An 11,725-nucleotide genomic window follows, 5' to 3' on the forward strand; every position below is an offset into this window, starting at 1 on the left:
TAAGTAGCTAGGCATAATTAATTACAAACCAAAACCCGTAAAGTTTCGCCCCGTAGGGGCGAAACTTTACGGGTTTTGGTATTCCTTGCTATAAAACTAGAAGAGCGTAGCGCCCGCTACGCAGGCGCTACGCTCTTCTAGTTTTGCTTAGTTGCTTAGTAACTTAGTAACTGCTTCTGCAATATTCTCTTGTTTAATTAAAGACTCGCCGACAAGTACGGCACTTGCACCGCAGGTTTGCACAAAATCTAAGTCTTGACGGGTATAAATGCCAGATTCGCTGACCCAGAGATATTGATTTCTCGTTTCTGGAGTTAGCCCATCCATTAAGATTTTGGTTTGTTCGAGTTCTACGACAAAATTTTCTAAGTTGCGATTGTTAATGCCAATTAAACGTATATCAGGAATCTGTAAAATCCGATCGAGTTCCGATTGTGTATGCACTTCGACGAGAGCCGTCATGCCTAATTGATGGATTAACGCTTGCAATGTGGTTAATTCCTCATCGGTGAGGATAGCGGCGATTAATAAAACTGCGTCTGCCCCGCACGATCGCCCCAGATAGATTTGATAGGGATCGATAATAAATTCCTTGCACAATAGCGGTAAATCAACGGCTTGACGTACCAGTTGTAAATATTCAAAGCCCCCTTGAAAAAACTCGCGATCGGTCAAAATTGAGAGGCAACTTGCGCCACCTTGGGCGTAGGCTTGAGCGATCGCGACGGGATCGAAGTCTTTCCGAAATATGCCTTTACTGGGAGATGCCTTTTTGACTTCGGCGATTAAGGCGGGTTGAGTTTGTGAATTTTGCAAGCTGCCATAGAAATCTCGCGTCGATCGCCCCACCCTATTTTTAAGGGATTCTAGAGGCTCCTTGGCATACATTTGCTCGACCTCTCGTTCCTTGTGCCAGACAATTTTTTCTAAAATATTTTGAGGTGTGTCAGTGGGATCGGCGATCGCATAGCCTTTAGGACGAGCAGTTTCAGATTGGCGGCGTACTTGCATTGATGGGAAAAATTTTGAGCGTGAAAGTGATAACTTTTAGCATAGAGCAATTTACTAAAAAGCCACCTAGAGTTACTTTGGCAGTCTTAATTTGGATGCTAATCACATGGTAAGGATGGGCGAGGCGAAGCGCCGCCCATCCTTACCTATTTAGCAATACCGTTACTTTTTCGTAATTTTCGTAAATTGTTTTATCAATTATGGGTTTTCTTTACAAGCAAAGCGCTCATTTTTCGGTATATTTGCCTGTGTAATGTGAGTTGAGCATAGTTTTTATGAGCGCGATCGCAAACTCTAACCAACCCGAAGGCAAGCAAAAAACTTCGCGAGTTAAAGCATATTGGCAAAGTATCCCTTGGAAAAAGTTATCCAGTTTGTTGTTGGCGATCGCCCTGTGCTTTTACCTCACAGCCTGCGGTGGGGATAGTAAGCCAGAGAGTAAAAATTCCGATCGGCAAATTTCCCCTAGCGCCAGTCTTGTTGAGGTTTCCCCACCTACCGAAATCCAGCGCTTAAGCCGATTTCTCGAAAAATATACGCCACAGGTCAGTATTGTTAGCCCAAAACCTGATGAGGTGCTCCCTAACACTGACGTATCGGTCAAATTTGACGTAAAAAACTTACCAATTTTTAAAAATGCTGAGTTTGGACTTGGTCCCCATGTCCATGTGACTCTGGATAATCAAGAGTACAAAGCGCTCTACGACCTCAATCAAACCGTAACTTTCGAGCATCTGAGTGCGGGAACCCATACGATCCGTGCCTTTGCTTCGCGACCTTGGCATGAGAGTTTCAAGAATGAGGGTGCTTACGCTCAGACCACTTTTCACGTTCTGACCAAGACTGGCGAAAATGCTCCTGAAGCAAAAGTACCTTTGCTAACCTATAGCCGTCCCGTGGGAACCTATGGGGCAGAGCCGATCATGCTCGACTTTTATGTGCAGAATGTACCTTTACCTGAGCTAAGTAAAGACGATCTCGCGATCGATGACTGGCAAGTTCGAGCGACAGTTGACGGACAAAGCTTCACCTTCGATCGCTGGGAACCGATCTATCTCAAGGGATTTAATGCTGGACAAAACTGGGTGAAATTGGAATTGATCGAGCCAGATGGGGATGCGATCGCCAATGTCTTTAACAGCACCGCCCATGTAATTAACTATCAACCCAATGGCACGGATACCCTAGCCCGTCTTGTTCGCGGTGAAAAGATTGCCAATATTGACTTGATTGTCAATCCCGACTATGTTGCTCCTACCCCAACGCCTGTCGAGTCGGCTAGTCCTGTTCCTGTAACTGATCCGACAACCTCCAAAGAGGAAAATGCTAGCTCTCCATCCACTGCCGTTGAGCCCCTGAAGCAAGAAGTCAAGCCTGCGGATTCTCCTAATAACGATAAAGACGCTAAAGCTACGAGCATAATTCCCGTAGTGCCTGTGGTTCCCGTAGCCCCACTTACAAAATCCTTGCCTGCGATCGAGCCTGCGCCGATTAAAGTAAAATCTGCCCCAGCAGCGCCAATAACTGCTCCTGCAAATACAGCACCAGCGATCAAAGTGGCTCCTAAGAATGCCCCTGATGTCGAAACTGTGAAGCCCCCCGCACCGATTTCGGTAAAAACTGCACCCGTTACACCTGCAAAAACTGCACCCACCATCTTTCGTAGCAAGTATGCGCCTATAACCGAGCCTGCTAAGGCGGTTACTCCCGCGCCCTTGCCCAAGGTATCGGATGAGCCATCCGATGTGGTAACTTCAGAGACTCTAACTTCCGAGACTGCAACTTCAGAAAAAGACTCGAAAGAAAAAGACTCGAAGGCGATCGCTCCAAAAGCCTCTTCTAACTACTTCAAAAACTTCAATTTTGATGCGAATAAGTTTTTCCCTACTAAACCTGAAGCAACTAAACCTGAAGCAACTAAACCTGAAGTATCTTCAGCCAGTGAAAAGCCATCCTCTAAGCATCTTGATAAGCCTTCTGACCTCGGCACAAATGCCAAAGCAATATCAAAGTCAGCGTCGGATGCCAAATCAGATACCAAATCAGATGCCAATGATAGTTCTTTAACTGTCACTGATTTATCTGCAACCTCAACACCTGTCAAGGTATTAACTAAATAACTTTAGTTCGGGTTAAGCTAGCAAATTTTAAAAGCCCAAAAGTAAAAGCCTTGCTACGCAAGGCTTTTACTTTTGGGCGTTAAGAAAGGGTTTGCCACGCAAACCCTTTCTTAACGCCCGTTTCAAATTATCCCGAATTCACGTTATACCAAAGCTCAAACATGGCGTTGCCATTTTGAGCTTTGGAGCTATAAAAGGCGGCGCATTGCGCCGCCTTTTATTTATTGGCAAAATTTGTAGGACTGCGTTGATTAGTTCTTTTTTGGATATCTAATACACGATAAATTCCTGTTTCCTGTGTTTTCCCCTTAAGGGCATATTTGCCTACAAACTCAGTTTGAAAATTGTTATCCAAGCGCTTATAGGTCTCTTCACTGATCAAAATATGATGGGGTCCCCCATCCACCTCTTTATTAAAACTCTCCAATCTTGCCGCAATATTCACCGTATCTCCTAAAACTGAATATTCCAAGCGCTCGGAGCTGCCCAAACTGCCAGCGATGACAATGCCAGAATTAATGCCAATCCCCGTACTAACAGGCGGTAATCCTTGGGCAGTCCAAACATCATTCATGGCAGCTAGTTTGTGGGCGATCGCTAAAGCTGCATCGACCGCACATTGGGCATCGCGCGTGCGTTCCGTCTCATTGCCGTGGGGGATCGGTACGCCAAACACCGCCATTACTGCATCCCCAATATATTTATCGACCATGCCGCCATGAGCCAAAACCTCATTGGCGATCGCGCCTAAATAATTATTGAGCCAATTCAAGGTTTCTCCAGGAGCTTGCGCCTCGGCAGCCGTACTAAAGTTACGCATATCCGTAAATAGGACGGTCACATACACCTCTTGTCCTGTGATCCTGCCTTCCTGCATAAATTGTTCGCGGTTCGCCCAAATAATATCGACTAATTCTTTAGAGACATGGCGCGAAAATAAACCCATTAATACTTTGCGTTCAGATTGTTGGATCGCTAACTGATAAGCCATGACCAGTATATTTGCCGAAATCAAGCCCAATAGTGACGGAAATAAAGGTAGCCACAGAGCTTGACTGAAGGCGAAGTAACTAAACCCAAATAGCCCACCAGAGATAGTCGCTAAAAGCCCAATATTCTTACCAGCATGGGTTATGAGGGCTGCCATTGCCCCACCGACGATCGCCCAAGCCACAATCCAGATACTTTCGAGATCGTTTGACCAAACTTGGATAAATCGGCGATCGTCTAAAGTCGCCCCAATTAATTGGCTGATGATATTGGCATGGATCTCTACCCCATACATTACTTCTCCATCCGTAGTGACTGGGGTTGGATAACTATCTTTCAGGCTTTCTGCGGTCACCCCAATTAGGACTACACGCTCCCTCAGTCTCTCAGGCGCAACAAGACTATCGATAACATCAGCCGCTCGAATATGCTCGAAAGATCTTGGTCGACCTCGATAGCGAATTAGCATTTGATAACCGCTATCATCTTCCTTGCGGTATGCTCCATAATTAGCTGTTAGTCGGGGAATAATTTGTTTTCCCGCTTTAAATTGAATGGTATTAGGATTAAATTCCAGTTGGCGATGGTAGAGATTCTGCAAATATAGATTGGCGATCTCAAAGGCAAACGAACCTGAATCACCCACTACCGAAGCTCGTCGGACGATCGCGCCCTTGTCTGTGAGGAGATTGACAAATCCATACTTGCTAATCTTCTCTAGATCTGGAGCAGTATCGACCCCTTTTCTTCCTTCAACCAAAGCAACAAACTGAGCATTAACCACATTGCCTGCATTTTTAATGGCGGCAACTAATTCATCGCGACCTTCGAGAACGGGGATATCAAGGTATTTATCGATGCCGATCGCGGCGGGTTTGGCAGATGAAATTTGGTTGATTAACTTGGCAAATAGACGATCGCTAAAGGGCCAGCGAAATCTTTGGATATCTGCTTCTGAAATTTCAACAATAACAATACGGCGATCGGTTGGTTCATGGAGTTGCGATCGCATCAAACTGTCGTATACCCAAAGCTCCGCTTCTTTAAAACTGCCGATTTGCCTCAGCCCAATTAGTCCTAAAGACAAAGAAAAAGTAATCAACCCAGCCACTAGCTGCTGGTGATTGCGCTTGCAAAAAGCTCCAAAATTAACCAAAGTGGCAGGAAATTTCATTTTGACAGTTGATAAGGAAAGAGAGCGAGATTACTTTCTATCGTCAAATTTGGCAGGGCTAGTTACAACAATAGCAACTGGATATCATTGCTGTAACAGTTCACTTTTCCTCACAAATAAGCATTTGACTAGAATTTGCTTGGAATTTGTGTGATTTTTAATCCATCTAACTGCATGGCAATAGGTCTGGACATCAGCGAAATAGCGGTATTTCACTGATTCCACAAATCCCAAAAAAAGAGAGGGAGATGCAAAGCATCTCCCTCTCTTTTTTTGGGATTTGTGGAATTTTAAATTTTATTTCCAGTTTTTGGCAACGACTTCTGCCAAATCAACAACTCGTTGGCTATAGCCCCATTCGTTGTCATACCATGCCACAACCTTAACCATATTGCCGCCCATAACCATGGTTAGGGAAGAGTCAACAATTGAGGATGCATCTGTACCGCGATAGTCGATAGATACAAGAGGCAATTCGTTATATTCTAAAATTCCTTTCATGGAGCCTTCCGCAGCTAAACGGAATGCTTCGTTAACTTCTTGAGCGATCGTGTGCTTTTCCACTTCAACCACGAAGTCTACCACGGAAACGTTAGGAGTTGGCACACGCAGGGCAATACCGTTGAGTTTGCCTGCTAGTTGAGGTAGTACTAGGGCAACTGCCTTAGCAGCACCAGTGGAGGTAGGTACAATGCTCAGCGCCGCCGCTCTAGCCCGACGCAAATCGCGATGGCTAGCATCCAACAAACGTTGGTCGCCAGTGTAGCTATGGGTGGTGGTCATTACACCCTTGACGATCCCAAAGTTCTCTAAAAGCACCTTGGCAACGGGGGCTAAACAGTTAGTCGTACAGCTAGCATTACTGATGATGTTATGGACATCATGATTGTAATCTTTCTCATTTACGCCAACGACAAATGTGCCATCTTCATTTTTTCCAGGAGCGGTGATTAATACTTTTTTTGCCCCTGCGCCAATATGTCTGCTAGCACCAACTTTGTCAATGAAGACACCTGTAGATTCGATAACTAGATCGATGCCCCAATCTTTCCAAGGTAAATTGTCGGGATTGCGATCGGAAACGGTCTTAATGGTTTTGCCATTGACGGTAATAGTTGTGTCATCGGCACTAACTTCACCAGCAAATTTGCCCAGCATGGAGTCGTACTTGAGCAAGTGAGCGTTGGTTCGGGGATCAGATGTATCGTTAAGTCCAACTATTTCTATATTTGTTTCTGTGCGTCCAGCCCAGCATCTGAGAAAGTTACGTCCGATACGTCCAAATCCGTTAATCGCTACCCTGATAGTCACTGCTTATCGCCCTTTATATAAATTTAACTTTTTACTTTAATCTGATGTTTATGATACCGAAAAACCGTCACCAATTTATTCTCACTTCAATCAAAATTTTGCCCTTAGTCGCAAGGATGTTTATTGCTGTCGCAAGTCCTGTTATATAGCTACAGTCACCTGAATTAGGACAAATCAAAACCCAAGAATTAATTGGCGGCGCGAAGCGCCGCCAATTAATTCTTGGGTTTTATGTCCTAGTACACTCCAATTTCCAAAATGGCGTTGCCATTTTGGAAATTGGTATTAAACGCTGGTAGGGATTTTCGATTTAACGGGTGCAAAACTAGGCACGACAATGGACTTATCTTGCTTTGTCAAGCGGTTATACAGCTCTTGAGTGTTGGGGTAGTTAGCGGCGGGGAAGGTTTCGTAACGGTTGTAGGGAACAACATCTTCACCAAAGGCTTCGAGGTATTCGAGGCTATTAACCATATCGGTTACCATTGCCTTAACACCTTTAGTTGCCAAAATTTGGTTGTACTTACGGATTTCCGCTTGATCTAAAGGCGCACGTCCTAAGAAATGCTTAGTACCCAATTCAATTACCTTGGTATTAGGGAATGGGGTATAGAATTCCTTGATGTAAAGCTCGGATGTCCCAAGTGCCAAGATAAATTCCTTGACGCTGATCTCTTCGTTAACCAGTTTGGAAGCATATTGGCTGAACTGTTCGCTAGCCACATAAGCATCCATATCGCGCTCAAATACTTGACGGTAGGCTGCACGCACTAATGCTGCTGTTTCCACAGGATCGGTGGTGGTGAGCTTAAAGATCTTGCGTTGTTCGCGTTTCTTGGCTACACCTTGGTTGATGCGATCGTTGATGGATACTTCAGAGCGGACTTCGGTAACTTGACCCAATTCAATAAACTTAGGTGTGGTTGTGATATCAACTCTTGTACCCTTGTCTTCGCTCAACGTACCGACGCGGTTATGGCGGAGCGATACACCTGCGGGAGTGAGATAGCGTTCGTAAGGAACCGTGTCTTCGCCAAAGGCTTGTTCGTATTCCTTGGTGTCGAGAATGGCATCAACCACTGCATAGAAGCCTTTCTTCGATGCGAGGTCGAAGTAAGCGTTCATTTCAGGGCGACCATAGGTAGGACGACCTAAAAGGCGACGGTGGATATATTCGATCGCTTTACAAACATAAAGCTTGCTCCAGTAGCGATCGCGGAAGGTGGGTGACTTCGCCAACATGCGTACGAATTCGCGTACGGTGATGTCTCCATTTTCCAGCTTGATTTCTGCAACCGTGAGGCGCTGACCAGAATAGGGGATAAATCCAATAACTTGCAAATAAAGAGCGCGAATGACGGCTTGGGTAGAAGTCTCTGAATTGGTAATGCTCAAGCCCTTAACGGAAGACTTTCTTGCGCCTTTACCAATCTTGACGTTATCGCGCAGGGTTTGATCGAGCTTGAACACCTTGGGGCTCATGGGATCGATCGAACCTGTAGCAGCGGGATTGCCCAGTTGGTTCGTGATACCAGCGCCATTGCGGATCAAGATGCGACGAGTATCCTTACCGAAAGGTGCAGGGGAGGCATTGGGGTTGCGAGTTTCTTTGGGGAAAATAGCACCAAATTGGATTTCGAGAGGATCGTTGCCAGCTCCGTAAACATGCTGATCGGGCAAAGGCTGTTGATACGAAGCAAATAAGGTAATGAATTGGGGAACTTTGCGGAAAGGTGCAGAGTAGTTGAACAGGTCAAACTGTGCTCCCCAGTTACGGGCGGTTTGGGCTTCTTGTCCGTAGCCACGTTGGTAAGGTACGGTTTCTTCGCCAAAGTAGTCGCTATATTCTCTAGAGTTGACTAGGGCATTGACGAGGGCAGGTAAACCACCCTTAGAAACGATCGCAAAGTAAGCTGCAACTTCTTCACGGCTTTCAGGAGAGCGACCGAGGAAATGCTTGAAGGCTAATTCTACAGCGCGGGAGTTAATGAAAGGCAAGAAGAATTGATCGCGATATAGAGGCGACAAACCTAAACGACGCACAAACTCGCGCACCGAGATCTCGCCATTTTTTACTTTAGAATCTAGGTCAGAGATTCCTTGACTGTAAGCACGGGCAATATCACGCTCGAAAACTTGACGGTAAGCAGCCTTAACCACTTCATTTTTCTCGGTTCCAGTCATCCCAGCCTTCATGACAAACTTCTGACGACGTTCGGCAGTGTTGTAGTAGATCTGAGGTAGGGCAAGACCTTGAAGATCGGGAGAATTGCGCTGACGGACTTTGGGTGATGGGGTTGGGGCTTTGAATTCAGCGATCGCCACATCCATATACTGCTTGATGATTTCGATCGCTGCAGAATCGTTGAGGAAATAGCTGGCAGCCGCTTGCTTCATGGTTTGTAGAGCAACGATGGTAGCATCGGTCGAGCAAGCTGCCTCAATGATTTCCCGCAATCCACGCACGTTCTGAGCAAGGATATTTGGATCGCCAGCAACGATTGCATAGGTGGCATAGCGCAAAAACCATGATAAGTCGCGGAGGGACTTCTTCATGCGGTCTGCACCATAACGAGAAATGTTAATGGGGCGGAAATTGGCGGGGGGAGCATCGATGACCCCCGTCAGTCCTGTATTACTGAAGAAGTTCTTGATCGTGCCTAAAAAGCCACCTTCACTTGCCTCAGTGTAAATAGTGGTGCCAAGCTCCATGCCGCGCTTGATGTCAACCACGCGACCAGCGCGGTCTACTTCAAGTTCTTCTGCATCCTTGGGCTTTTCTAAAAATGCCATTGCCGAACCACCCGTAAAAATACGGCTAGCAGCTTTGGAAACGATATTGTCAGAGTTTTTGGTCAGAATTGCCGCAATTTCGATGCGCTTTTGTCCAGATTGAAAGTATGTGGACAGATCGTCTAGTTCGCTACGCGTCGCAAAGCGATCTTGTTGCTCTATCTGGGAAATTGTGGAAGTTATAGCGGTCTGGTATAAACGAGGGCGGGCATTTACTGCACCACTTGACGCTGTTACGCTCATGTGTCTGCCTTGTGATCTTTAAAGGGTATGTAAAAAGTCGAAATAATAACTACCCAGTATAGGGTTTTCGAACTAAATATCTAACTCTATCTCATCAGAAAATGCCGCGTTTACAGGTATTTCAAGCAAAAACTAACGATAAGTTTTGTAAAGCGATCTTCCTGATGATGCTATAGCATCATCAGGAAGATGAGTGGCGGCGCGAAGCGCCGCCACTCATCTTTGGGGTTAACTGCTTATCAGTACATGCTCATCTGGCTAGGGCATTAAAAAACTGTTGCAACCGTCCTAGAAAGGAGCCTGATTGCTTACCAGTCTTCTGGCGAAATAGGCGATCGATATCGTCACTAGATGGACGTTGTTCTACTTCTGTGAGCTTTTGCATTCCCTCTTCGGTCTGGAGCCAGACTTGCCATGTTTGCGGATAGCAACGCCACAAGGCACCCAGTTCTAGGGGTTTGATGTAGTAGGCAGTCTCGAAGGTACTTAAAAAGCGATCGCGCATTTGTCTGGCAGCTAAGCCTAAGCCCACTTCACTATTCTCCAGACGCGGATTGAGCATGACAAAGGGGCGATCGCCAGCGAGTTGAACTAACTTTTCCACCTGCTCGACTTCGATGGAAGTTGGCTCGATTAATAAAAATGCGCGATCCTCTTCCCGAATTGCCCTACGACCTTCGTTGACACCCCGTACAGATACATTCAGATCTACCCATTCCCGTTTGGCGAGAGCTGCTGCCCCTGCGTCAGAAAAGATTGCCTGCCATGCTTCGCCATATTGTTGATTAAAACTTGCCGCAAACTCATAGGCGATCGGCATCGCTTTTAATTCGGGAAATCGGAGATCGGCAAGTACACGCGTTGCGCCGTTGGCGATCGCTTGATGGGTAGCTGCGATCGCCTGTTCGGTGGCATCTTCTAAATTATTTGGTAGTAGGATTGACTCAGCTAATTGAGACATAAAAGCGAATTTTTTAAAATTGAGGATATATGAGGATAGATCTTTATAGATCCTAATACCAAAGCACAAAATGGCTTAGTCATTTTCTGCTTTGAAAACCCTCACTGGGTTTAGTTTTTATAAATAACGTCAGTTCGGGTTAAGCTGGCAAATTTTAAAAGCTCAAAAGTAAAAGCCTTGCTAGGCAAGGCTTTTACTTTTGAGCTTTGAGAAAGGGTTTGCGTAGCAAACCCTTTCTCAAAGCCCGTTTCAAATTATCTTGAACTCACGTTAACTACAGTCACTGACTAAAAAAACTTACTAAAAAGTAGGCACTTTACAGATTTAGTACGTAAATAATAGTATTTGCCTTTAAAGCGAATCGAGTTAATTATCCATGACAAATTCTATATCCGCCGAAAGTTATCACGTTACTGCGGTTATTGCTCATTCTGTCAAATGCAATCTTGAAAAAGAATATGAAGATTGGTTGCGGGGAATTGTCCCAGTTGCCAAGTCCTTTGATGGTCATCTAGGCGTACAAATTCTCCGCCCCCATCTAAAAGAAAATACGGAATATGTAATCGTCTTGCATTTCGATCACCATCAAAATCTCAAAAGGTGGCTAGAGTCGGAAGAACGCCATAAATGGATCGAGCTCGTACAGCCTCTAATTCAACAACCCGAAAATGTACAGGTTTTGACTGGTTTAGAAACATGGTTTGAGCTGCCAAAGCGACCCCAAAAATATCCTCCTAAACGCTATAAAATTGCTTTGATAACTTGGTTGGGGGTGTTATTTCTATCATTAGTTGTTGGACGCATATTAAATCCGTTATTAGAACCTTTGCCTTGGTTGCTGAAGCAAATTATTACCAGTGGATTAATTGTATGGCTGCTTGCTTATTTTCTCATGCCCCAATTAACGCGCCTATTCTATCGGTGGCTATATCCAAAATCAAAATAGATAGGGCTTTGATTTTTTCCTACTCCCTTCCCGCTATAAAATTAGACATTAAAAACCAAGAATTAGCGTTGCGGCGCGAAGCGCCGCAACGTCTAATTTTTCACTGAGAAGGGAGTAACACCAGTGCCTAATACCAAAGCTCAAAATGGCGTAGCCATTTTGAGCTTTGGTATTAG

General features: G+C 45.2%; 7 protein-coding genes. 2 read left to right on the forward strand and 5 right to left on the reverse strand.

The annotated features are described in order from the left end of the window. Positions 1 to 147: 147 nt before the first annotated feature. A complete protein-coding gene (trpC, locus tag AC805_RS05700; protein WP_055074519.1) occupies positions 148 to 1,011 on the reverse strand; it encodes an indole-3-glycerol phosphate synthase TrpC in 864 nt (287 codons plus the stop codon). A 275-nt stretch (positions 1,012 to 1,286) separates the two neighbouring features. Here trpC and AC805_RS05705 point away from each other — a divergent pair, with 275 nt between their 5' ends. Then, positions 1,287 to 3,131, forward strand: a complete 1,845-nt coding sequence (locus AC805_RS05705; RefSeq protein WP_055074520.1) for a hypothetical protein — start codon at positions 1,287 to 1,289, stop codon at positions 3,129 to 3,131. A gap of 217 nt (positions 3,132 to 3,348) precedes the next feature. Here the strand turns inward: AC805_RS05705 and AC805_RS05710 are convergent, their stop codons facing one another. From AC805_RS05710 to AC805_RS05725, 4 genes are all read right to left on the reverse strand, one after another. Beyond that, positions 3,349 to 5,295, reverse strand: coding sequence for a CHASE2 domain-containing protein (locus AC805_RS05710; RefSeq protein ID WP_055074521.1), 1,947 nt, complete (start codon positions 5,293 to 5,295; stop codon positions 3,349 to 3,351). A gap of 297 nt (positions 5,296 to 5,592) precedes the next feature. Beyond that, complete coding sequence (locus tag AC805_RS05715; RefSeq protein WP_009626155.1) at positions 5,593 to 6,606, reverse strand: type I glyceraldehyde-3-phosphate dehydrogenase; 1,014 nt, start codon at positions 6,604 to 6,606, stop codon at positions 5,593 to 5,595. 285 nt (positions 6,607 to 6,891) lie between these two features. Next, positions 6,892 to 9,642, reverse strand: coding sequence for a phycobilisome rod-core linker polypeptide (locus AC805_RS05720; RefSeq protein WP_055074522.1), 2,751 nt, complete (start codon positions 9,640 to 9,642; stop codon positions 6,892 to 6,894). Between the two features lie 250 nt (positions 9,643 to 9,892). Beyond that, on the reverse strand, positions 9,893 to 10,603 hold the full coding sequence (locus tag AC805_RS05725) for a DUF1995 family protein (protein ID WP_055074524.1): 711 nt from the start codon (positions 10,601 to 10,603) through the stop codon (positions 9,893 to 9,895). A gap of 376 nt (positions 10,604 to 10,979) precedes the next feature. On the opposite strand from AC805_RS05725, the gene AC805_RS05730 reads away from it, so the two are divergent. Further along, positions 10,980 to 11,549, forward strand: a complete 570-nt coding sequence (locus AC805_RS05730; RefSeq protein ID WP_055074523.1) for an antibiotic biosynthesis monooxygenase — start codon at positions 10,980 to 10,982, stop codon at positions 11,547 to 11,549. Positions 11,550 to 11,725: the final 176 nt, after the last annotated feature.

Origin of the sequence: Pseudanabaena sp. 'Roaring Creek' (assembly GCF_001402795.1) — a bacterium.
Taxonomy (GTDB): domain Bacteria; phylum Cyanobacteriota; class Cyanobacteriia; order Pseudanabaenales; family Pseudanabaenaceae; genus Pseudanabaena.